The sequence below is a fragment of the Lactobacillus helsingborgensis genome (assembly GCF_000970855.1).
Lineage (GTDB): Bacteria > Bacillota > Bacilli > Lactobacillales > Lactobacillaceae > Lactobacillus > Lactobacillus helsingborgensis.
In genome coordinates this window covers 131481-156094 of sequence record NZ_KQ034047.1, presented here as the reverse complement: position 1 = coordinate 156094, position 24614 = coordinate 131481, and the positions used below count along the sequence as shown (strand labels likewise).

General features: G+C 36.1%; 21 protein-coding genes. 16 read left to right on the top strand and 5 right to left on the bottom strand.

Annotated features, from left to right (window positions below):
- Nucleotides 1-317 precede the first annotated feature (317 nt).
- Together JF73_RS06725 and JF73_RS06720 are read left to right on the top strand one after the other, a co-directional pair.
- Nucleotides 318-1163: a DNA adenine methylase gene (locus JF73_RS06725; protein ID WP_046327519.1), complete on the top strand. Its 846-nt coding sequence runs from the start codon at nt 318-320 to the stop codon at nt 1161-1163.
- Nucleotides 1164-1175: 12 nt separating this feature from the next.
- Nucleotides 1176-2474 (top strand): type II restriction enzyme, encoded by a 1299-nt coding sequence (locus tag JF73_RS06720; protein WP_046327518.1) that lies wholly within the window; start codon nt 1176-1178, stop codon nt 2472-2474.
- A gap of 782 nt (nt 2475-3256) precedes the next feature.
- Here JF73_RS06720 and JF73_RS09970 read toward each other — a convergent pair.
- Nucleotides 3257-3337: a hypothetical protein gene (locus tag JF73_RS09970; RefSeq protein WP_179853390.1), complete on the bottom strand. Its 81-nt coding sequence runs from the start codon at nt 3335-3337 to the stop codon at nt 3257-3259.
- 506 nt (nt 3338-3843) lie between these two features.
- A complete protein-coding gene (locus JF73_RS06715; protein WP_046327517.1) occupies nt 3844-5163 on the bottom strand; it encodes an APC family permease in 1320 nt (439 codons plus the stop codon).
- A gap of 199 nt (nt 5164-5362) precedes the next feature.
- Between JF73_RS06715 and rbsK the strand changes: the two genes are divergently transcribed.
- Nucleotides 5363-6277 (top strand): ribokinase, encoded by a 915-nt coding sequence (gene rbsK / locus JF73_RS06710; protein WP_046327516.1) that lies wholly within the window; start codon nt 5363-5365, stop codon nt 6275-6277.
- 151 nt (nt 6278-6428) lie between these two features.
- The gene (locus tag JF73_RS06705; protein ID WP_046327515.1) at nt 6429-7337 is read left to right on the top strand and encodes an L-lactate dehydrogenase; all 909 of its coding nucleotides are present in this window, start codon (nt 6429-6431) and stop codon (nt 7335-7337) included.
- Nucleotides 7338-7495: 158 nt separating this feature from the next.
- On the opposite strand, the gene JF73_RS06700 is transcribed toward JF73_RS06705, so the two are convergent.
- Nucleotides 7496-8917 carry a PTS transporter subunit EIIC gene (locus JF73_RS06700; protein WP_046327514.1) on the bottom strand — a complete coding sequence of 474 codons (1422 nt, stop codon included), beginning with the start codon at nt 8915-8917 and terminating at the stop codon, nt 7496-7498.
- Nucleotides 8910-10367 (bottom strand): glycoside hydrolase family 1 protein, encoded by a 1458-nt coding sequence (locus JF73_RS06695; RefSeq protein WP_046327513.1) that lies wholly within the window; start codon nt 10365-10367, stop codon nt 8910-8912. Before JF73_RS06695 ends, JF73_RS06700 begins: the two co-directional genes overlap by 8 nt.
- A gap of 133 nt (nt 10368-10500) precedes the next feature.
- On the opposite strand from JF73_RS06695, the gene JF73_RS06690 reads away from it, so the two are divergent.
- From JF73_RS06690 to alr, 10 genes are all read left to right on the top strand, one after another.
- A complete protein-coding gene (locus JF73_RS06690) occupies nt 10501-11277 on the top strand; it encodes a MurR/RpiR family transcriptional regulator (protein WP_046327512.1) in 777 nt (258 codons plus the stop codon).
- 453 nt (nt 11278-11730) lie between these two features.
- The gene (locus JF73_RS06685; protein WP_046327511.1) at nt 11731-12390 is read left to right on the top strand and encodes an amino acid ABC transporter permease; all 660 of its coding nucleotides are present in this window, start codon (nt 11731-11733) and stop codon (nt 12388-12390) included.
- Nucleotides 12371-13048 carry an amino acid ABC transporter permease gene (locus JF73_RS06680; RefSeq protein WP_046327510.1) on the top strand — a complete coding sequence of 226 codons (678 nt, stop codon included), beginning with the start codon at nt 12371-12373 and terminating at the stop codon, nt 13046-13048. The genes JF73_RS06685 and JF73_RS06680 overlap by 20 nt, the downstream gene beginning before the upstream one ends.
- A 6-nt stretch (nt 13049-13054) precedes the next feature.
- On the top strand, nt 13055-13795 hold the full coding sequence (locus JF73_RS06675) for an amino acid ABC transporter ATP-binding protein (RefSeq protein ID WP_046327509.1): 741 nt from the start codon (nt 13055-13057) through the stop codon (nt 13793-13795).
- A 10-nt stretch (nt 13796-13805) separates the two neighbouring features.
- Complete coding sequence (locus JF73_RS06670; protein WP_046327508.1) at nt 13806-14651, top strand: transporter substrate-binding domain-containing protein; 846 nt, start codon at nt 13806-13808, stop codon at nt 14649-14651.
- A gap of 116 nt (nt 14652-14767) precedes the next feature.
- The gene (locus JF73_RS06665; RefSeq protein WP_038523835.1) at nt 14768-15016 is read left to right on the top strand and encodes a type B 50S ribosomal protein L31; all 249 of its coding nucleotides are present in this window, start codon (nt 14768-14770) and stop codon (nt 15014-15016) included.
- A gap of 132 nt (nt 15017-15148) precedes the next feature.
- Complete coding sequence (locus JF73_RS06660) at nt 15149-16516, top strand: UDP-N-acetylmuramoyl-tripeptide--D-alanyl-D-alanine ligase (protein WP_046327507.1); 1368 nt, start codon at nt 15149-15151, stop codon at nt 16514-16516.
- 10 nt (nt 16517-16526) lie between these two features.
- On the top strand, nt 16527-18011 hold the full coding sequence (gene cshA / locus JF73_RS06655; RefSeq protein WP_046327506.1) for a degradosome RNA helicase CshA: 1485 nt from the start codon (nt 16527-16529) through the stop codon (nt 18009-18011).
- A 78-nt stretch (nt 18012-18089) separates the two neighbouring features.
- The gene (gene acpS / locus JF73_RS06650; RefSeq protein WP_046327505.1) at nt 18090-18443 is read left to right on the top strand and encodes a holo-ACP synthase; all 354 of its coding nucleotides are present in this window, start codon (nt 18090-18092) and stop codon (nt 18441-18443) included.
- Between the two features lie 2 nt (nt 18444-18445).
- Nucleotides 18446-19573 (top strand): alanine racemase, encoded by a 1128-nt coding sequence (gene alr / locus JF73_RS06645; protein ID WP_046327504.1) that lies wholly within the window; start codon nt 18446-18448, stop codon nt 19571-19573.
- Nucleotides 19574-19613: 40 nt separating this feature from the next.
- Here the strand turns inward: alr and cbpA are convergent, their stop codons facing one another.
- Entirely contained in the window at nt 19614-20321 is a 708-nt protein-coding gene (gene cbpA / locus JF73_RS06640; RefSeq protein ID WP_046327503.1) for a cyclic di-AMP binding protein CbpA, read from the bottom strand.
- 224 nt (nt 20322-20545) lie between these two features.
- Here cbpA and pth point away from each other — a divergent pair, with 224 nt between their 5' ends.
- Nucleotides 20546-21112, top strand: coding sequence for an aminoacyl-tRNA hydrolase (gene pth, locus JF73_RS06635; protein ID WP_046327502.1), 567 nt, complete (start codon nt 20546-20548; stop codon nt 21110-21112).
- Between the two features lies 1 nt (nt 21113).
- Entirely contained in the window at nt 21114-24608 is a 3495-nt protein-coding gene (gene mfd / locus JF73_RS06630) for a transcription-repair coupling factor (RefSeq protein WP_046327501.1), read from the top strand.
- Nucleotides 24609-24614 lie beyond the last annotated feature (6 nt).

Genomic DNA, 24614 nt, shown 5'->3' with positions numbered 1-24614 from the left:
GCCTTTTAAATAAGCAGCTTAATTTACTTATTTGAAGCATAGATATTGATACTGAAAGAATATTCATCAGCTATTAGCTTACTTCTATTCTAAGAGCTAAAGTGAGCTAAAGTAAAAATCATGTATTATAAGGAACCATCTTATAATGATGATATAATAAATATAAAATGTCTTAATAGAGCTTATATTATAATATAAATTAATATAATTTTATATGTTATAAAGTAATTTTAATGATTACACTTGTTACAACCAAAGAAAAGATATATAATACTTTTAAATAAGAATGTATGTTCGGAAAGATAAATGGAGAAAAAATGAGTGCTAGGAAAAACATCTTTGTTAAGCCGTTTGTTAAATGGGCAGGAGGGAAAAGACAATTACTTCCGGTTATAAAGAAAAATATGCCTTCAAAAATAAAAACATATTATGAACCATTTGTTGGTGGAGGGGCACTTTTTTTAGACCTTCAGAGGAAAAAAGTTGTAATTAATGATTTTAATGAAGAACTAATTAACGCATATAAAATAGTTAAAGATGATGTTTTAGAGTTGATAAGTTTACTTAATGATCATCAAAAAAATAACAGTAAGGAATATTATTATCAAATTAGAGAATGGGACAGAAATGGAGAACTTCAAAAGCGTTCCTCAGTAGAAAGAGCTGCTAGGTTTATTTATTTGAATAAAACTGGTTTTAATGGATTATTTAGAGTTAATTCACAAGGACAAATAAATGTGCCTTATGGAAGATATAAAAATCCTGCAATAGTTAATAAAGAAGTTTTAATGGCGGTTTCAAAATATTTAAGTAAAGCAGATGTGACGATTCTGAACGGTGATTATTACGAATCAATTAGAAACGCTAGCAAAGGTGACTTTATTTATTTTGACCCACCGTATGCTCCACAATCTGATGATAAACAGAGCTTTGTTGGATATACACTTAACGGGTTTAATAGTGATGAACAAATTCGTTTAAAAAATACTTTAGATGAATTAACTGAAAAAAGTGTAAAAGTCATGATATCTAATTCAAATGTACCTTTAATAAATAGCCTTTATGAAGCTTATAACATAAAAGTGGTAGAGGCAAACAGAAATATAAATTCAAATAAAGCTGGACGAGGTACAGTTGAAGAAGTGCTGATTATGAATTACTAATAAAGAGGGAAAATGGAAAGTAAAATAGATGAGGTTTGGGAAAAACTATTTGATGAATATAAGATTTTAGAAAAAATAGAAAAGCATGATTTTTTTTCTATATCTGCCAAAGAAATTAAAGCAAAAAGAGTTGAACCCAGGATAATGACAAAGTTTGATTCAAAAGACGTTTTACCTAAGATCTTTAAAAAGAATCATTTGACTATATTACCAAATTCTAGGGGAAGTTATCTAATAGGGAAATTTGATGCCTATAAAGATCTGGAATATAAGGAGATAAAACCTGCGATTGTCCATTTTCCAACTTGGATTAAAACATTCCCTTCGTTTCAGGTTTCATCAGAAGCTGTTGCTTTAAATGTTGCTCAAATGACTGGTATGATTGATTTAGTATTAAATAGTGACGGACTGGAGGAAGGACGAGCTGTAAGTACAATAACTGGTAGACTAGGATCGGGTAAGTTTCAATATCGTATTAATTTGCATTGTAAACCTAGAAAGATTTTTGAGTTTAAAGTAAATAATAGTCAAGTTGAAATTGATGGAGGATTTGAAAATCTTAATAAATTAGCGGTAATAGAGGCGAAAAATATTCTTCCAAATAGTTTTATAATTAGACAGCTTTATTATCCTTATAGAATATATCAAAATTTAGGATCCAACAAAGAAATAATCCCAATTTTTTTTACTCATGTTGATGATATATATACTTTTTATATTTACAATTTTAGCGAACCTATGAATTACTCGAGTATTTATTTGGTAAAGCAAATGAGTTTTATTATTGATGAAAATCTAAATATTAATATTGATGCAGTAAAGGAAATTAGTAACTCTAGCCCTAACAAAGATGATAATGATAGTACTCCTTTCCCACAAGCAGATAACTTCACTAGAATTTTAGATATTTTACAGAGAATAAAGAAACCTAAAACTAAGGAAGAGCTTGGTGATGAATATGATTTTGATCCGAGACAAGGTGATTATTATGGAAACGCACTAGTTTATTTGGGCTTTGCTAAAAAAGAAAGCTCTAAATATAAATTGACGGCTCTTGGAGAAAAAGTTGCTAATTTACCAAATTCAAATATAAGAAATAAAACTATAATCGAACAAATTTTATCAAATAAATGTTTCAATGAGGCATTCAAAGAAAGTATTAAATGTATGAATCTTGACCTATATGTAATACAAAAAGTTATGAGAAATATTTTTGACTCAAAATATTCTGGTGAAACTATAAAAAGAAGAAGTCGTACCGTTAAAAGCTGGCTCTCATGGATTATTAACATAGCAACTAGTGAAGATTAGATAATTGTTATTGAATATTTTGGGGAAATACTTTAATAAAAAATAATTAATAAGTTTAATCAAACTAATGATAAGTATAAGCTTTAAGAGACTAATTTATTAATCTTTTAAAATATAATCTAAGATCTGAAGTTAAATATAAAAAAATAATATTAATAATGAAGTGCTCCTAATAGTTAGACGTTGATCTAACTATTAAAAGCACTTTTTAATGACTAAATATAATAGAACATTAAAATTTTTGATCGTCATAAGCAAATGCTATCTATAATAAATCAGCGTATTTTTTATTCAAATCAGGTTTTTCAATAATTCAATTAAACTATCAGGTCAAGCTTAGGCAGATTATGCAAAACACCTCGCGAAAAGGTAATTGTTACCATAATGCACCAGCAGTGGCTTAAGAGCATAAAAATCTGTTCACTACCAGCAATGTTGTAAATACTGCGTTCTTTTTTACTGATTCAATTATATTATCAAACAATCAAAAATATATTACTCTGATCGAATATCGGAATCGTGCATTGGAACTTTTGTAATAATAAAATGTCTAGCTTTATAGCTGCAATTCAGCATTAAATTCCGAAGCTTTTATTTTATAATTTAAAAGTTTGTTTTTTTAACAAATTGGTTTTTGCTAACGATGTAGTATAGTTTCTTGTGAATTTATATTGCACCATCCTATGTGGTAATCTTTTTGTTTTTCTTCAATACCTTTCGACCTACGACCCTGACGTTTAACTTCTTCTTTTCTTTTTTGGTGTAAATGAACGCATTATACTTTAATTGCGCTTATTTCCAGATACACTTGTGGCTTTTACGAATTGATCATTTCCAAGATCATAATACTTTTTATTATTGATGACTTAGTACCGTAAGTAGTGATTAATATAATGGGGCACACCATATAAACATGATGGTAAAAGCAAAGCTGAGAATAAAAAATTTTTAATTTGTTATGATTTATTAAATTCTCCCTATTTTTTAAATAAATGCCTATATAGTGCTTTTTTAGCTAACTAAAAATTTTTGTTTTGGCAATTTTTTTAGCACTTGATACTCTATTTAGAATGGAAGTATAAAATAAAAGGAAGTTAATATGGTGATATGAAATTTAGTTTTAATTATGATTATTTTTGTAAATTAAAATTAATAAAAACAGAAAGAATACAAAGAAAAATATTATCTTTAAGTGAACATTTATACTAAGTCGTAGCTGAAATTTGGTATGATTTTATACCAATAACAAGGCATAGACTCGATACAAGTTTTGCAATTTTATTATCGTTAAGCTATAAAATTGCAGAACTTGTCTATATAAAATGATGAACTTAAAAATAATCTTTTTAAATTCAAATACATAACTATTCTAGCTTTTTTTCTGACCTCGATTTCTTTTTTGCACATAAACATATACCGGCCAACCGCTCAGTGTAAGCAGAATGCCAATAAGTGCCAGGACCGGTTGAGTTAATGTGGTTGTGATGACGATGAATAACGCTCCACAAATGGCTAATAAAGGTGGTAAAGGATACCACGGCATTTTATATGGTCGCAAAATATCTGGTTGCTTTTTACGTGAAATAAGAACACCTAAAAATAATAAGATTGAAAATATCCAGGAAACATAAACAAGCATGTTAGTTAATGAGTCAAACGTTCCGGAAAAGATCATTACTGTAGCGATTGCGCATTCAAAAATCATACTGTTTGTAGGAACAATGGTTTTACTATTCAACTTGCTAAAAAATTTAGCAGCAGGTAATTTGTTCTCTCTGCCCAAAACATACGGCATTCTGGAACCAAGAAGCAGGTGACCGTTGATCGCGCCAAATACAGAAACTAGAATTCCAGTGGCAACAAGCGTACCGCCCACACTACCAAAGAGTTTCTTTGCAGTAAGTAAGGCAGTTGTTTGATTACCCACAACTTTTGACCACGGAATAACCCTAACATAACTCCAATTAAGAAGAGTATAAAAAATAGTGACGCCAAAAAGTCCCCAAATGATAGCTTTCGCTAATGTCTTTGCCGGGTTCTTAATTTCACTAGCCAAATTACCAATACTTAGCCAGCCATCGTAAGCAAAAAGAACGGCAAGCAATGCTTGGCCAAAAGCCATTGCACCGGAAGAAGAAGTAATATGCGGTGCCGGCGCTCCCGCTAACTGATTGGGGCCCCTATAAAACAAAGCAAAGATAATAATGGCAGCAATCGGCAGTAACTTAATGACTAAAGTGATTTTTTGTACTTGACCACTTAATTTTGATCCTATCCAATTAATTAACAGAATAGTCAACATGACAATTAAAGCAATCACAGTAGTTGATAAGTCCTTAAAGTGCGGTATTTCCTTTAGTTGCGTAGCGAAAACAATCGAAAGGGCTGCAATATTAGCAGGGTAATAGATAATTATTAAGGACCAACCGAAAAGAAAAGCTACTTTAGGACCGTAAATTTCTTCCAAGTATCTGACTGGGCCACCATCTTTAGGATAAACTGACGCCAGCTCGGCTATAGTTAAGCCAGCCATCAGTGTGATAAAACCCGCAAGAGGCCACACGATTATACTTAGCCAAGCATTATGTGTTAATGCTGATACATTAGCGATTTTAAAAAAAGCGCCTCCGCCTATCATGGTGCCCATGACTGTGGCTAAAGCGGCGAAAAAGTTAAGTTGTCTTTTCATATTTTTACCTTGCTCATTTAAATATAAGAAATATTATATTCTTTCTCCGTTAAAATAAAAAGTTCAGTTAGGGTGGCTTAACTAATTTTAAATAAAAATTTGCTGAAAAAGTGCAATAGCCAGATGTGGTTGAAAGGCAGTTTGAATATGTTATTATTTGGTTTAAAAAGTCCAAAATTGTCTTTAAAGGAGTAAAAAAATGAATAGAGTCACTGTTATTGGCAGTATCAATTTAGATACCAATTTACGGGTAAGGAAAATGCCTAAACCGGGAGAAACGATTCACGCCACTGGTCATTATTCAGCAGCCGGGGGTAAGGGTGCCAATCAGGCAGTAGCGGCTGCCAGATCAGGTTGCAAAGTTAGTTTTATTGGTGGTGTTGGCAATGACGCACCAGGCAGTGAAATGCTTAATTTGCTCAAAAAAGAAGGCATCAACACCTCTGGCATCATTACTGCGCCTCATGAATCTACAGGTCAAGCTTTTATTACTGTTGATGATAATGGCCAAAATTCAATTACTATCTATGCTGGCGCTAATTATGCTTTTGGGCCCAATGAAGTTGTTCAAAACAAGGCTTTAATCGCCAATTCTGATTTTCTCATCGCCCAGTTTGAAACGCCACTAGAAGCAACAATTAAAGGGTTCGAAATTGCTCATGCAGAAGGTGTCACAACTATTTTAAATCCAGCACCAGCGCTGACTGAAATTCCAGCAGACTTGTTAAAATTGACCGACATTATTACTCCGAATGAAACTGAGGCCGAAACAATTACCGGCATCAAAGTAATTGATGAAAAAACCGCCCAAGAAGCAGCTGCAAAACTACACCAGCAAGGTGTAGCAACAGTTATTATTACCATTGGAGCCAAAGGTGCTTTTTATGATTACCAGGGACAATACGCATTAATACCAGCATTTAAAGTTAAGGCTATTGATACCACTGCTGCTGGAGATACATTTATTGGCGCTATGACTAGTGTCCTCAAACCGGATTTGACCAATTTAAAAGAAGCAATTCTTTTTGCAAATAAAGCCTCATCCCTGACAGTGCAAAAGTTTGGTGCCCAACCTGCAATCCCTTTTGCTAAAGATATTAAGCTCGTTAAGTGAGCGCAATTCTTTTGGTAAAAATTAAGTTTACAATATTTTACATATATACCTCTGTTATTGAAAGCCCTATTTCTATATAATATAAATGTAGTTTAGATTATGTTAACTGCTATGTTAGCAAGTTGATTTTTAAGAAGAAAGGCTCTTAATTATGACAACTAAGATTGGTATTATTGGTGATGGACACGTTGGTTGTACCGTTGCCCATGAGTTAATTATTTCGGGTTTGGTTGACGATTTGGTAATGATTGATGTTAACGAAGGTAAAGTTAAGGCAGATGCGATTGACTTTGAAGATGCAATGGCTAACTTGACTAATCACGTTAATATTATTGTTAACGATTATAGCGCATTGAAGGATGCTGATATCGTTATTAGTACTTTGGGCAAAATATCCTTGGAAACAAAAGGCGATCGTTTCCAAGAATTGGAATACAACAAGAAACAACTAGAGCCAATTACTGATTCAATTAAAAGCAGTGGCTTTAATGGCATTCTGATTGTCATCTCCAACCCAGTAGATGCAATTACAAGTCTTTACCAACAATTGACAGGTTTACCTAAAGAACATGTTTTAGGTACAGGTACACTACTTGATACTGCCAGAATGAAGAAAGTTGTTGCTAAAAAGTTCAATGTTGACCCTCGTTCAGTAAGTGGTTTTGCCTTGGGTGAGCATGGTGATTCACAATTTACAGCTTGGTCAACGGTTAAAGTATTTGAAAAGCCGTTAGCAGAATTAGTTAAGACAGAATCATGGAAACCTAGTGACCTTGAAGATGAAATTAAGTTTGGTGGACAAACTGTCTTTATGGGCAAGCATTACACTAATTATGGGGTTTCTGCCGCTGCTGTAAGAATTGTCCGTGCCGTTTTGACAGATTCCCGCACTGAATTGCCGGTTTCAAGTTTCCAAGATAAGTATGGTACATATATGTCTTATCCAGCCATTGTTGGGCGTGAAGGAATTGTTCACAAAATTGATTTACAGTTAACTGCCGAAGAAGAAGAATTGCTGCAAAAGTCTGCTGAAGCAATTAAGGAAAAATCCCAAGCCTAAATATCTGAAATATAAAAACACGCTTGTATGCTAATACCCCCAATTTGTTCAAAAATTGGGGGTATTATTGTGGTTAAATTAGCAACTGCATTATAAATTTATTGTCAAATCGTTACTAATTTTTTAATTAAATTCTGCTCTAAAAATACTGTTATATATTAAGCTAAAGCCTGAGCAGCTTGCTTATTTTTACTAGGTATATCTTCAAAGCCTAAAACTAAAGTCATAACAAAAGACACAGCTGCGGCAATAATCATCGCAATGATAGCGGTCCATAAATTACTTAAGTTATTAGGATTTGCTGGATTAATCCACATTGGTAGGGTAATTAGTCCCGGCGTCATAAAAACATAGGCGTTTAGTCCCTTAAAGCCGGCATATAGACCGCCACAAAATCCGCCAATCATACATGCATACATTGGTTTACGCAAACGGAGTGTAACACCATATAAACATGGTTCAGTGATACCAGCAAAAAGTGCTGTTAAACCTGCTGAAATTGCAGTACCTCTAAGTTCTGGATTCTTGGTCTTGAACGCAATGGCCAAAGTTGCAGATGCTTGGGTAATATTATGCATAAGCGTTAAAGCTCTAGTTAATGGATCTACACCGTTTTTATTAATTGCTTCGATACCAGCAATTGCCAGTGCTGAGTGCATACCAGTTGTAACTATCCAAGGATATACTAATGCTAATAAGGCCAATGACAAAGGTCCTAATTTGCCACTTAGGAAAAAGACAATTTTAGATAAAGCAAATGACACTGCTGTCATTGCCGGTCCTATAACCACTAATGTTAGCGGAACTATGATTAGAATGGTTAATAATGGTGACATAAACGGTTTAATGGAGTTCCACAAGTGTTTATCCAAGAAATGTTGGATATATGACATTATCCATATTGCCATAATTGCGGGAATAATGGTGCTGCCATAACTGATGGACATTACTGGTAGTCCGAAGATAGATAAAGGCTTACCGCTTGCTACCAATTTAATAAAAGTTGGATTTAATAATGCACAGCCAACTAGTGCTGCTAGATAAGGATTGGCTTTAAATTGTTTTGCTGCCGCTAAGGCGACAAATATTGGCAAAAAATAAAAGGCAGAGTCAAATATTAGCAGTAGAATTTGATAAGTCATATCTTTATCAGATACGAGATGTACCATTTTAGCAATCAAAATCAAACATTTTCCCATACCACCAGCAACTAGTACTGGTATTAAAGGAGTAATGCAACCTACAATAGCACCTAAGACTTTAGAAATTATATTTGTATGTTCTTTAGTTTTTGTTCTGGGTACTTCTTGAGTTTCGGAATTGGTGTCATTTTCATTTGCTATCAATTCTTGAAAAGCATTATAGACATCATCAACACGATTTCCAATGACTATTTGAATTTGGTCTCCCTGTTTAACAACACCTATCACTCCGGAAATTAATTTGATTTTTTCAATATTTATTAATTCTGGGTTTTTGGGAATTACTCGTAAGCGAGTTGCACAATGCCAAGTTTTTTCTATATTTTGTTTCCCGCCAACTAGTGGCAATAAAGCTTGAGCAATTTCTTTGCTATTCATGATCAATTCCTTCTTTCTCAAACAAATTTTTTCCTTGAGAATCAATTACTCGACGATACCAATAAAAGCTTTTCTTGGGCCAGCGTTGTTGGGTTCCTTTGCCTTTATTATCTCGATCGACATAAATAAAACCATATCTTTTAGCCATTTCTGCAGTGGAAGAACTGACAATATCAATCAGCCCCCATACTAAATAGCCCATTACTTCAATGTGATCTACATTAATTACTTTTTCTAGTTGGACAAGATGTTGTTGATGATAGCTAATCCGATAATCATCATTAATTTTTTTATCATCATTTACAACATCTCGTGCCCCAAGACCGTTTTCAACAATAAATAGGGGAACTTGAAAACGATTGTATAAATCTTGGCAAAGAATTCTTAATCCCAAAGGGTCTATTTGCCAACCCCAATCGCTTTGTTTCAGGTAGGGATTGCTTTTACCCTTAATTGTGTTACCTTCTACTTGGGCTACATCATTTTCTGTTCCAACTGTTACCGACATGTAATAGCTAAAGGCTAAGTAATCACAGGTGCCCGTAGCAATTGCTTTTAAGTCCTGATTAGTGATATCTAAATTTAAATCTTCTGTTAACATCCTATAAGTTGATTTAGGATAGTGTCCCTTTATTTGAACGTCTCCAGACAAGTAAGTATAATGTCTTAATTGTTGCGCCAACATGTCATCTTCCGGTTTACAAGAATAAGGATACGCAGTCAAGCCTGTAATCATACAGCCAAAATGTGCTTGGGGATCAATTTTTCTTCCGTATTCTACAATCTTTGCACTAGCAACATACTGATTGTGCATAGCTTGGTACTCATTCTTTTTGGTAATCAAGTTAGATGTTAATCCTGCGCTAACAAAAGGATGCCTTAGTACACTATCAATTTCATTAAATGGTATCCAATATTTTACCAAGTCATGAAATAAATCAATTGCTGTTGTCGCAAAATGGATAAAACTTGTCATAACTTCACGACTAGTCCAACCGTTATTTATAACTACTAGTTTAATTGGCATTTCATAATGTGATAATGTAACAACAGGTTCAATATTGTGATCTCGTAAATTTTTAAATAAGTTACGGTAATAACTAACAGCTTTATAATTAGGTTTAGACTCACTTCCAGTGGGAAATAATCTAGTCCAAGCAATTGATGTGCGAAAAGCATTAATGTGCATCTGGGAGAGTAAGTCAATGTCATTCTGATAGCTATGATAAAAATCAATCCCAGTCCTTTTAGGATAATTTTGATCATTATGATCTTTTAAAAACGCATTGATTTGTTCAACTGATAGATGATTCAGATCAGTAGCATTACATTGCATAATATCAGCGGTTGAAGGACCCTTTCCGTCTTCATTCCAAGCTCCTTCAGCTTGATTAGCAGAAATGGCACCGCCCCATAAAAATTTTTTAGGAAATAACTTTGTTCTTTCCATAGTAAAAACCTCTAAACTTTTCAAATATTTGTTAACGCTAACATCCTGGCTAAACTTTATCATTAAATTCAACCATGTGCAACGGCACAATAACTAAAAATATTTTGTGCAAAAAATCAATTAGGAGAAAAATATGCTTGACTTAGACACCCTGATCAAATTAAATTACCAAAAACTGACGCCACAAGAACGAAAGGTAGCTGATAAATTAATCAAGTATCCCAGGTTTGCTCTTGAAAAAAACATTGCAAAATTAGCATCGAGCATTAATGTCTCACGTAATACCATTACAAGGTTTTGCAAGGCACTGGGATTTAGCGGCTACACGGAATTTAAATATGAATATATCAAATTTATCAACCGCAGAATGCGGAATAAGGCCACTTCCAGTAATAATTTTATTCATGAGATAATCACTACGTATAAGGATAAAATCGGCGAAATTGAAACAAAAGGAAAACTAAAAGATAACGATATTAAGCAGTTAGCAAACAGTATTGTTGAACACAAACCACTTAAAATTATTGGCACTGGTAAATCCAGTCCGGTAGCGCAACAATTGAAATATAGTTTGCAAACACTGGGAATTTATGCCCAAATAATGGATTCGATCTATTATGCTAATGATTTTGGGTATTTATTTAATAATGATGATGTAGTTATAGTTTATACAGTGTCTGGTCACAGTATTTTAACTAATGCTGTTATGAGAGGTGCAATAGAGAAAAAGGCTAATGTCTACATGGTTACGACCAATGAAAACATTGATGTACCGTTAAACGCACTTTTCGTACTGCCTAACGTCGGTGCTGACAACTCTTTTTTGTTTAGCAACCACACCTTTTTCTACATTTTTAATGATATTTTGTGTAATTATGTTGATGTTTTGCTAAATAATGACAGTTTATAGATAGCAACAAAAATTTTATTCTGACAAAGCACAAAAGCGGTTTTTCGTCATTTGAAAAAGAGCTAAAAATCATGCTGTTAAAGCGTTAAGCACATCTTAAGATTATTTGAAAATGCTTAACGCTTTTTTTGTGTACAAACTTGAATATTGTGAAGGAATAGGCAATTCAAATAATTGACAAAAAGTAAGTAAACGCATAGCATTAGAGACATTGATAGTTGCTAACAAAAAGGAAGTGAAATAAAAAAGGGCGAGACCAAATACTAATAAGGAAAAGTAATGGTTATTCCTGATCAAACTAGTTGGGTCTTTGTCGTTCACTTGTCGCAATAGTGCTAGCAATTATGACATTTAATCTACGAAAAGATAGTTCGTAGATTTTTTATTTTTGTGACTGTGCTTGATGCTCTTTTTCTGAGATCAGGCCGTCTGCATAAAAGTGGGAGGTAAAAAATGAGTTGGCAGATAATTACACAGAGTTTGCCTATTTTTTTAAAAGCCTTTGAATTAACCCTTTGGCTATCGTGTGTAGGCATTGTGTGCTCAATCCTTGTTGGTATTATCACCAGCTTGGTGCAGTATTTTAAAGTGCCCATACTGGGTAGAGTTTTGACAGTTTACGTGGAGCTTGCACGCAATACTCCGCTCTTGATTCAATTGTTCTTTTTGTATTATGCCTTTCCGGTCATTGGCTTAAAAATGTCGGCCCAAGTTTGCGGTATCATCGGTCTGGTATTCTTGGGCGGAGCCTACATGGCTGAAGGTTTTACAGGTGGTTTTGCTGGGGTTAGTCCAAGTCAAATTGATGATGGCAAAGCATTAGGGATGAATGATTTGCAACTAGCACGCTACGTTGTTTTTCCACAAGGCTTTGCTTTGAGTATGCCAGCCCTAACGGCTAATATTATTTTTTTGATAAAAGAAACATCGATTTTTTCAGTCATTGCAATTCCTGAACTGACTAACACTGCTTTGGATTTGATCGGAATGTATTATCGCTCAAATGAATATCTTCTCGTGTTGGTCATTGCCTATGCCATTATTTTGGTGCCAGTAATCTTACTATTAAATTTTGTGGAAAGGAAAGTGCGTTATGGAACATTCGGCAATTAACGTCTTCTTTGCTGGTAATAATTTTGCGCGGATTCTGCAAGGTCTGTGGACTTCGGTCTGGATTGCTGCACTCAGTTTATTAATCGGTTTAGTACTGGGAACCTTGCTTGGCATTTTAAGAACACTGCCTAATAAAACAATTCGCTTTATTTTACGGGCTTACCTGGAATTTTTCCGTATTGTTCCTACTATTGTCTTGCTGTATCTGGTTTATTACATTTTGCCGCGGAGCTTGCATATCAATTGGCCGGCTAGTTGGATGGCAGTCTTAGCCTTTTCATTATGGGTGTCAGCTGAATTCAGTGATATTGTGCGCGGAGCTATTGAGTCAGTACCAGTTACGCAAAAAGAATCCGGTCAAGCATTGGGCTTGAGCGCTAATCAATTATTTCGTTATATCTTGCTACCGCAAGCAATGCAATTAGAATTACCAGCGACCATAAATTTAGCTACGCGGGTGATTAAAACCACATCGCTACTCATGCTGATCAGCATCATGGATGTGATTGCAATTGGGCAGCAGATTATTGAAGCCAACAACCAGCAGTATCCGAGTGCAGTTTTTTGGATTTACGGCTTGATTTTTATTTTGTACTTTGCAATTGATTATCCGTTGTCCCTTTGGGCTAAGCGCCTAGCTGCCAAGCAAAAGAGGTAAGGAAAAATGACAGAAGAAATTTTACGAGTTGAAAATTTGAACAAGTATTATGGTGATTGGCAGGCTCTGCATGATATTAACCTGACATTGCACAAGGGTGAGGTGCTGACTTTATTAGGTCCATCTGGTTCTGGTAAAAGTACACTAATCAGGTGTTTAAATGGACTTGAAACATTTAGCAGTGGTGCTATTTACTTTAAAGGCAAAAAAATAAATGGCTCTAGTAAAACTTGGCAAGCTTTGCGGCAAAAAATTGGCATGGTCTTTCAGAGTTACGACCTCTTTCCTAATTTAACTGTGATTGAGAACATCATGCTCGCTCCGGTCAAGGTGCAGAAACGTTCTGAAAAAAAGGTTAGGGCTGAAGCTATCAGCTTGCTAAAGCGGGTGGAACTAGACGAATACGTCGATACCTACCCCCGAGAATTGTCAGGTGGTCAAAAGCAGCGTATTGCAATTGTTCGCGCTCTAGCCCTTCACCCCGAAATCATGCTCTTTGATGAAGTGACTGCTTCACTGGATCCGGAAATGGTTCGTGGCGTTTTGCAGATCATGGCAGACTTGGCTAAAAAAGACCATATGACTATGATTATCGTCACTCATGAAATGAACTTTGCGCGGCAAATAGCGGACCAAGTGTTATTTTTAGAAGACGGTAAGATCTTAGAAAATACTTCTGGCAAAGAGTTTTTTGCACACCCACAAACTGATCGTGCCCGTGATTTTCTCACGAGTATGGATTTTTAAGGAGTAGAAAATGAAAAACAATAGAAATAGAAATATCATCATTGGAATTTTAGTAGTTTTAATCATAGCTGTGGCAGCATTTTTTGGTATCAAATCAGGAACAAGTAACAATACTAGTGCCAACGAAAGCAGTGTGAGCGCAATTAAAAAACGGGGAGTTTTACGAGTTGCCGTATTTGGCGATCTGCCACCTTATGGTTGGGTTGATGATCACGGCAATCGCGTGGGTTACGACGTTCACCTTGCACGTCAAATGGCTAAAGATATGGGCGTTAAAGTGAAATTTACCCAAGTTAATGCCAACAACCGCGTTGACACCCTGAATTCAAATAAGGCCGATATAATTTTAGCCAACTTCACTGTGACACCCGAGCGTAAACAAGTAGTTGATTTTGCTAAACCATACATGAAAGTATCGGTTGGTGTAGTTTCTCCTAAGAATTCCCCAATTACTAGCGCAAGTCAGTTAAAGGGTAAAAACTTAATTGTCAACAAGGGTACAACAGCAGAAAATTATTTCACCAAAAAAGGCGGCGTAGACTTGTTGAAATTTGATTCCAAAACGCAGCAATTTAATGCTTTTAAAAACAACCGCGCTGCTGCTTTAGCAGATGACAATTCTTATCTCTATGCTTGGGTAAAAAAGAACCCTAATTACACGGTTGGAATTAAAAACATTGGGCCTAATCAATTTATTTCACCCGCAGTTAAAAAAGGCAATAAGTCGCTTTTAAACTGGACTAATAAAGAAATTACTAAATTAACTAAGAAAAAGTTCTTTATTGCTGATTATAATAAGGAATTAAAACCTTATTTTGGTAAAGAGGTTAAACCTAGCGATATTGTTTTAAATTAATCCAGCTGCTATAATAAATAAGTCTTGAAATTTACCTTTAAAGATGATAAGGTATTAAACGTTAATCGATTAATCTATGACTTGCAATAGGAGTCATGGCAAAGGAGTAATAAATTATGAAACAAGGTATTCATCCAGATTACCAACAAGTAGTCTTTATGGATTCAGCTACAGGTGCAAAATTTGTCGCTGGTTCAACTTTAACATCAAAAGAGACAGTAGATTACGAAGGTAAGACTTACCCATTAATCCGTGTTGAAATTACTTCAGATTCACACCCATTCTATACTGGCAAGCAAAAGTTTGCTCAAGCCGACGGTCGAATCGAAAAGTTCAACAAGAAATATGGCATGAACAACAAGTAATATCTTCAATCTGGTGGAAGGCAGCCCCATTGGGGCTGCTTTTTTATGTGAAACTTAATTGATATACTACTTTATTAAGGAGTATAATTACTTCTTTAGCAAAAAAATTCTTTTTTGGCTAGGAGAGACAAGATGAAAATGCAACTGGCAGAAATAGCCAAAGCAATTAATTCAAAGTGTGAGGGTAACGAGCAAACTGTTATTACTTCTGTTGCCTTTGATTCAAGAGAGATCGCTGCGGGTGGCTTGTTTGTACCGCTAAAAGGTGAACGGGATGGTCATGACTTTATTAATAGTGCCATCAGTAATGGTGCTAGTGCGACATTATGGCAAAAAGGTCATCCGAACAAGCCTGATAATATCGCTGTCTTAGAAGTAGAAAATCCTCTCAAGAGTATGCAGCAATTGGCACAGTACTATTTAAATAAGGTAAATCCTACTGTTGTTGGCATTACCGGTTCAAATGGTAAAACAACTACTAAAGATATGACAGCAGCAGTTTTAGCTAAAAGGTTCAATGTCCATAAAACTGACGCTAACTTCAATAATGAAATTGGTGTACCCATGACTATCTTAGATATGAAACCAAATACAGAAATTCTGGTTTTAGAAATGGGTATGGATCATGCTGGGCAATTACACCAATTGAGTGAATTGACTCACCCTGATGTCACTGTTATTACCATGATTGGCGAGGCTCACATTGAATTTCTTGGTTCACGTGCTGGAATTGCAGATGCTAAAATGGAAATTACGGATTTTTTACGTGAAGACGGCGAATTAATATATAACGGTGATGAACCGCTTTTACGTGAAAGAGCTGCTAAAATAAAACAAGCAAAAGTTACATTTGGTTTTGCAAAAAATGATACAGTTTATGCAACAGGTTATCGCAGCTATAAGCACCATGCTACTTTTACAGTCAATAACTCTGAACGTAAATTTTCCATTCCAATGATTGGTAAACATAATGTTTCTAACGCGCTGTCTGCTATTTGTGTCGGACGTCATTTTGGTGAAAGCGATGAAGAAATTGCTTGCGCTTTAGAAAAATTTACCCCGACCGCAAACAGAATGGAATGGGAAAAAGGCGATGTAGGTGAGGACATTATGAGTGATGTCTACAATTCCAATCCTACTGCCGTGCGTGCTGTGATAACCAGTTTTGGGCAGATTCAGGTTCCTGCTGGAAGCCGTAGAATTGCCGTTTTGGGTGATATGCTGGAACTAGGGCCAAGATCAGCTGCACTTCATGCTGGGTTAGCAGATTGTTTAGACCCGCAGGTAATTAATGAAGTTTACCTGTTTGGTACAGAAATGAAACATCTGGCTGAAGCATTAAAAGGCAGTTACGATCCCGAAAATTTGCATTATTACACCCAAGACGAAATGCAACACATGATTGCAGATTTAAAAAATGATATTAAGCCAAACGACATAGTAGTCTTAAAAGGTTCGCACGGAATGCACCTTGAAAAAGTAGTTGAACGGCTTAGGTAAGGAGAATTTAGTGAAATTTTCAGAATTAGGTTTAAAAGATGAGCTTTTAAAAGCAATTAAGCGTTCAGGCTTTGAGGAAGCCACGCCAATCCAGGAACAAACAATTCCTTTGGCTTTAGCTGGTAGGGACGTGATTGGTCAAGCTCAAACCGGTACCGGTAAAACAGCAGCTTTCGCATTGCCGATTTTGCAGAATTTGGATAAACATAATAAGGTAATCCAAGCATTAATTATTGAACCAACAAGGGAACTTGCTATTCAAACTCAGGAAGAACTTTTTAGACTGGGGCGCGATGAAAATGCGCGTGTACAGGTTGTATATGGCGGTGCCGATATTGGTCGCCAAATTCGCTCTTTGAAAAATCATGTGCCGGCTATTTTAGTTGGTACGCCGGGACGTTTGCTCGATCACTTAAAACGCAAGACTATTAATTTAGAAAATGTTAATACCATTGTTTTAGATGAAGCTGATGAAATGCTGGACATGGGTTTTATCCAAGACATTGAAAGTATTTTAAGTTACGTTAAAAATCGCAAACAAACCTTGTTGTTTAGTGCCACGATGCCTAAGCCGATTTTGAACATCAGTGAAAAGTTCATGAACAATCCTGAAATTGTGCGCATTAAAACTAAGGAATTAACTGCTGATTTAATAGACCAATATTTTGTCCGTGCTAAGGATGCAGAAAAATTCGATATAATGTGCCGGTTGATTGATGTTGAAAGTCCTGATTTGGCAGTAGTCTTTGTCAGGACTAAACGTAGAGTTGATGAAGTCACAAGAGGACTGCAAGCACGTGGCTATAATGCTGCCGGTATTCACGGTGATTTGTCACAGGCTCGTAGAATTACTGTATTAAAAAGATTCCGTGCCGGTAAGTTGGATATCCTAGTTGCTACAGATGTGGCTGCCCGGGGATTAGATATTTCTGGTGTGACCCATGTTTACAACTATGATATTCCTCAAGATCCTGATTCTTATGTTCACCGTATCGGTCGTACTGGACGTGCTGGTCAAAATGGTTGCTCAATCACTTTTGTTACACCAAATGAAATTGGCTACATGAGAACAATTGAACAGCTGACTAAGAAGAAAATGACACCGCTGCGTCCACCATCTGATGATCAAGCGTTGCGCGGTCAACTTAAAGTCGCAAAGTCCAAGATTGAAGATATCATGAAAGAGGACTTATCTAAATATACTGATGATGCGGACGAGTTATTAGAAAATTATTCTGCGGTTGATTTAGTTTCTGCTTTTCTTAAAAACTTGTCTAAGGATTCTTCCAGTGTTGAAGTTAAGATTAGTTCCGAAAAACCATTGCCGTATAAGGGCAATGGTCGTGGTGGCAGAGGCCGTGGTCGTTATAATCGTGGTAAGAATAGTCGCGGCGGTTATCGTGGCAGCAGCCGCAGCCGTGGAAGTTATCGCGGCGGACATTCAAGGAGATCCGGCAATGGTCATAATTTTGTGATTAAGAACAAAAAAGATTAACGATTTTACTAAAAAAGGGTTGCAACAATTTACAACTCTTTTTTAATATTATAATTTCTATACTAAGAGGTAAATAAAATGATTGTTGGAGTCGGTATAGACGTTGTTGAAGTTGAACGGGTCAAAAAAATTGTCGCTAAAGGTGATAACTTCGCCCGCAAGGCTTTAACGCCAAACGAATTTGCACAGTATGAGAAACTAGCTGGAAAACGGAAAGTTGAATATTTAGGTGGCCGCTTTTCCCTTAAAGAATCTTTTGTAAAAGCTTTAGGCATAGGTTTTGGTAAAGGTGTAGGCTTACAGGATATTGAAACTTTGTGGGATGAATTGGGGCACCCAGTTACAACATCTAGCAAATTTACCGGCAAGATTTTTCCAAGTATCAGCCACGATCGTCATGAAATAGTAACATTAATTGTGTTGGAGAAGTAAAAATGGTTCCAGGATTCCATAGACCGGCAGCTGTATATGTTGATTTAGCTGCAATTAGACAAAATATTGAACAAGAAATTAAGCACCTGCAGCCTGGGCAGAAATTATTTGCCGTAGTAAAGGCTAATGCCTATGGTCATGGTGCAGTCAGAATTGCCCAAGAAGCTGTAAAAGCAGGAGCCAGCGGCTTTTGTGTTGCTATACTAGACGAAGCTTTAGAACTTAGGCGGGCAGGAATAATTGCGCCAATTTTAGTATTAGGCGTGACCCAACCTGAGTATGCGGCTCTTGCTGCAGCTAACGGTATTTCTTTGACTGTTCCCAGTTTAAAATGGCTCAAAGACGTACAAACTAACCTTGCAGGAAATAATTTACAGTTAAAAATTCATCTGGCAGTTGATTCAGGCATGGGGCGTATTGGTTTTAGCGAAGATAGTGAATTTAATGCAGCAAATGATTTTCTATTAAATAATCCCAATTTTGATGTTGAGGGGATGTTCACCCATTTTGCTTCAGCTGATAGTGCAGATGATACTTATTTTCAAGGTCAAGTTGACAGATTTACACACTTTAAAAAGTTACTTAAAGTAAAACCAAGATGGATTCACGTTGATAATACTGCTGCTAGTGTTTTTAATAAAAAAGTTCATAGCGATCTGGTACGCTTTGGTATTGGAATTTATGGTCTAAACCCTTCTTCAAACCCTACAAGTCCTGATTTACCAGTTCAAATTAAGTTGAAGCCGGCACTATCATTTGTGAGTGAATTAGTTCAGGTCCACACAATACATCAAGGACAGGGCGTCGGCTATGGTTCAACTTACATCGCTGATAAGGATCAAATTATTGGCACGGTACCAGTGGGCTATGCTGACGGCTTTATCCGTAAATTTCAAGGCTTCAAGATTAAAGTTGGTAACGAATTTTGTCCAATTGTTGGCAGGGTCTGCATGGATCAACTTATGGTGCTATTACCCTATGAAATGGCAGTGGGAACTAAAGTGGTTCTGATTTCTAATAATCCGGCAGCGCCTAATTCAATCAAAAAAGCTGCTGATTATGTTGACAGTATTCATTATGAAGTGGCTTGCCTACTTGATGACCGCTTGCCCCGCAAATATTATAATTAAAAAAACATTGCACTTCTTGCAATGTTTTTTATGTCTTTAATTAGTTATTTTCGTCTTGGTTAACGTAAACGCCAGGATTTTCATCACTCATTAATGTCATTCCTGCTTGCAGATCTTCAATTTCAGCAACCACATAGCCTTTGCGCTCAAGTCTTTTAACGATTTCTTTTAGTGTGTCCTCGCCTACACCGGCAGGCAAAGTAAATAAAATGCGTCTGACAGAATTATCACTTTTACCCGCTGTTGAAGCATCTAAACTCATAACACCGGCAATGGCAGAGAACTTACTAATGATTCTGGTCATTTTAGCTAAATTACCACGTGAATTATCAGTTAACACTGTTAAGACATAAGAACCGTTTTTAATGTTCCAAGCATCTGACAACATATCAAGTAATCTTGAGTGAGTTAGTATCCCATAAAACTTATTTTCTTCATCCAAAACCGAAATGTAGGGCAAATCTTTAATTGTGAAGAAAACTTTAAAAAATGGCGAATTAACTTTTATTGTTTTGGTAGCATTTTTTAATAAATAAGTTACCGGCAAGTTCATGTCATTACCCTGTGACTTATGGCGGTATATATGCATCTTGTAAATATTACCGCGGAAAATAGTACCAGTATCATCTAAAATTGGCACACATCTGAAGCCAGAATCCTCTAAAATTTTAAGTGCTTCTTCAAGAGTAGCGTGTTCGTTAACTGTAGTTAAATAATCTTTTTTAATAACTAAAGATTTGATAAGCATGAAACTGCCTCCGTAAAAAAATAAATCTCAATGATTATATCATAAAAAGAATAATGATTAAATAAAAATGAAAATAAAATCATCAATTAAATAAATTTTAGCACGTGCTACTTAATTTAAAAAGCTTATTTTATGCAATGAAATTAAAGTGTAATAGTCTTTGCCAAAATCAAGCGTTGTGATTGTGCTATCATTAAATACGACTAAAAATAAGGGGAATTTAGATGAAAATTATAGCAGGTCTGGGCAATCCAGGCAAAAAATATGACGGCACGAAACATAATACCGGTTTTATGGCTTTAAATTATTTTTTACAAAAAAATTCTTTAACTTTAGAACGGGAAAAGTTCGAAGGCAAATATACCAAGCAAAAAATTGCTGGCAATGATGTTATTTTGCTTGAGCCACAAACTTTTATGAACGATTCTGGTCGTTCGGTGGCGCAATTTGCCCGTTTCTTTAAGGTTAACCCGCAAGACATACTAATAATTCATGATGACATGGACATGCCTTTAAGTAAAATCCGTATCCGTGCAAATGGCAAGTCAGGCGGTCATAATGGTATTAAGAGTATTATTCGTGATTTAGGTACCAGTGATTTTAACCGCCTGAAAATTGGTATCAGACACCCAGATAACGTGACAGAAGCGAGTGTAGTTTCTTGGGTACTTTCACAGTTTAATACCGAACAACAAAAGTTAATGGACACTGCTTATGTCACGGCCAGTGAAGTTATTTCTGATTTCATAGCCGGAAAGAGCAGCCAATATTTGATGAACAAATACAATTAAAATGCGTTTAACAGAAATAATAGCCAAAGATCATGATCTGACAGATTTTATTAATAGAACGACTACAGTTAAAAATTCACTAATCACCGGTGCTAATGCCGGTGCTTTTGACATGCTCTTGTGCCAGATTGTAATGACACTGGCAAGACCGATAATTTTACTGGAAGAAAACGAGAATAAGGCTCAGAAAATCTATAGTGAATTAGTCCAGCTTTTGCCTGAAGAAAGCGTGCAGATTTTTCCAGTTGATGCTACAATTGCGACCCAAACTGCTGTTACCTCACCAGATGAGTTGAGCAGCCGTATTCAGGCTTTAAATTTTTTGCTGAGTGCAGAAAAGGGCGTGGTGGTCGTTACTCCCCAAGCTTTGCAATATAAATTATCTGCTCCAACAGACTACCAAGCAGCAAGACGTGAATTTAAGTCGGGAAAAGAATTCGATTTATCTGAATTAACAAGTTGGTTAGTTCAAGCGGGTTTTCGGCGAGAAAATTTGGTTGCGAAGCCGGGTGAATTCGCATTACGAGGAGATATTTTGGATATTTATCCTCTTGATCGTGAAAGTCCCGTGAGAATAGAATTCTTTGGTGATGAAATTGACACTATCAAGGAATTTGATCTTGCCAGTCAAAGAAGCCAAAAGCAAATTGATCACTTATTTGTATCTGCAGCTCAGGACCGTGTTTTTACTAAAAGCGACTTTGAGCGCGCTGCTAAGATGATCAGAAAAGCAGTGGCAGATGCTCCTGCACCTGAAAAAAATGTCAGTGAGCATTTTGCTGACGCTTTAGCTGAGTTAGATAATGGCTTTTTGCCCCAAAATTACGCTTTTTTAGTTGATTTTTTAATTGACAAGCCGCGCAGTTTACTTGACTACTTATCAAATACTGGTTTGGTAATGTTAGACGATTGGCCATTAATAAATCAAGCCGTTAAGACGGTGGATCAGCAGAATCAGGGCTTTATTGATGATGAGTTAAAGACTGGTGCGATGATTCCCGGACAGAGTTTGAGGAGCGATTTTCACAAGGTCTGGGGCAAAGATGAGCATAATCATATCTACTTTTCATTATTTCAACGCAGTATCGGTAGAATAAAACTGGGTCAGTTGTTTGACTGGCAAACTAGAGAACCCGAACAGTTCTTCAGTCAAATGCCCCTGATTAAGTCTGAAATCGAATCATTTCAAAAAAAGGGTCAGACCGTTATTTTGCAAGCTGACAATAATAAAAGAGCTAAGCAAATCAGTCAAACAATGGCTGAATTTGGTATGGATGTTCCAATAGTAAACCCTGGCGATTTAAGTGAAAAACAGACCCAAATTACAGTGGGCTTTTTTACTAGTGGTTTTACCTTACCTAATAATAATTTAGTTTATTTAACTGAACACGAGCTTTTTAATAAAGTAACTCATCACAATCGCAGAATTAGAACTTTAGAAAATGCGCAAAGATTGCGTAGTTATACGGAACTAAAACCGGGAGATTACGTTGTTCATGTTAATCATGGTATTGGTCGCTTTGAAGGGATCAAGACTTTAGAAAATAACGGGGTCAAACGCGACTACATTACCATTACCTATCAGCATGGCGATCAATTATTTGTTCCGGCTGACCAGTTGAAGTTGGTGCAAAAATATGTCGCTTCAGAAGGTAAAAGACCACACGTCAACAAACTCGGCGGCAGTGAATGGGCTAAGACTAAAAGTCGTGTACAGTCGAAAGTTGAAGATATTGCCGATGAATTAATTGATCTTTATGCTAAAAGAGAATCGGAAAAAGGGTTTGCCTTTTCAAAAGATGATGATTTACAGCGCCAATTTGAGGATGCTTTTCCTTATGTGGAAACGCCGGATCAGTTGCGGTCAATTAAAGAAATAAAACATGATATGGAGCAAGATAAACCCATGGACCGTTTACTAGTAGGGGATGTGGGTTTTGGCAAGACCGAAGTAGCGCTCAGGGCAGCTTTTAAAGCTATTGAAGATAATAAACAAGTAGCATTTTTGGTGCCTACTACTATTTTGGCGCAACAACATTATGAAACCATTCAGGACCGTTTTAAGAATTTTCCTGTTAACTATGCTGTCTTGTCCCGTTTTCAAACTCCAGCTGAAGCTAAAAAAATTACTGCAGGTTTAAAGACGGGTAAAATTGACTTAGTAGTTGGCACACACAGGTTATTGTCAAAAGATGTGCAATTCAAAGACTTGGGCTTGCTGATAGTTGACGAGGAGCAACGATTTGGGGTGAAGCATAAAGAAAGGCTAAAGGAATTAAAAGCTAATATTGATGTTCTTACATTGACCGCTACGCCTATTCCGCGGACTTTGCACATGTCTATGGTTGGTGTGCGCGACCTTTCAGTTATGGAGACGCCCCCTTCTAATAGGTACCCCATTCAAACTTATGTAATGGAGCAAATCCCAAGTGTGGTTAAAGATGCCTGCTTGCGGGAGATGGAACGCGGCGGTCAGGTGTTTTACCTGCATAATCGTGTGGGGGATATTGATGATGTGGTTACTGAACTAGAAAACTTAATTCCTACGGCAAGAATTGTCAGTGTGCATGGTCGGATGAGTAAGAACTTGATGGAAGATATTTTATATCGTTTCTTAAACCGTGAATTTGATATTTTAGTCACTACCACCATAATTGAAACAGGTATTGATATGCCCAACGTTAATACTATGATTGTTGAGAATGCTGATCATTATGGCTTGAGTCAACTTTACCAATTGCGTGGTCGGATTGGTCGCAGCGCCCGTTTAGCTTATGCTTATTTCTTATATCAACCTAACAAGGTGCTAACAGAAATTGGTGAAAAGCGTTTAGACGCAATACGTGATTTTACTGAACTGGGTTCCGGCTTTAAAATAGCGATGCGAGATTTAGCTATCCGCGGTGCCGGCAATATGTTAGGATCACAGCAACACGGCTTCATTGATAGTGTTGGTTACGATCTATATTCTCAAATGCTGGCTGATGCTATTAAAAATCGTAAGACTAAGAAGAAAGTCAAAAAGAGCAATACTGAAATTGATTTGGGTCTTGAAGCATATATTCCAGATAATTATATTGGTGACCAAGAGGAAAAAATTGAATTTTATAAGAAGATAAAATCCGCAAGTGCTGCTGACATAGTGCAAATTCAGGATGAATTGATTGATCGTTTTGGAAATTATCCAAAACCGGTTGAAAATTTATTGGCAATTTCCGCATTAAAATCCGAGGCTGATTTGGCCCAAGTACGCAATATTACCAAAATAAGTGCCAATCAGATAAAAATCGAATTTGCAAGAGCAGCTTCTGATGAACTAAAAGGACCAAATATTTTTAAAGCACTGGAACATGTTTCGTTTAAAGCTAAAATCAACTTGACTCCATCTAAGAGAATGGTTGTGTTGCTGGAATTGCCTACTAATATAAATAACCGGCAACTATTCAATAATTTAATTACTTTTATGACTGCAGCAAGTGATATTATTCAAAGATAAGGAGAA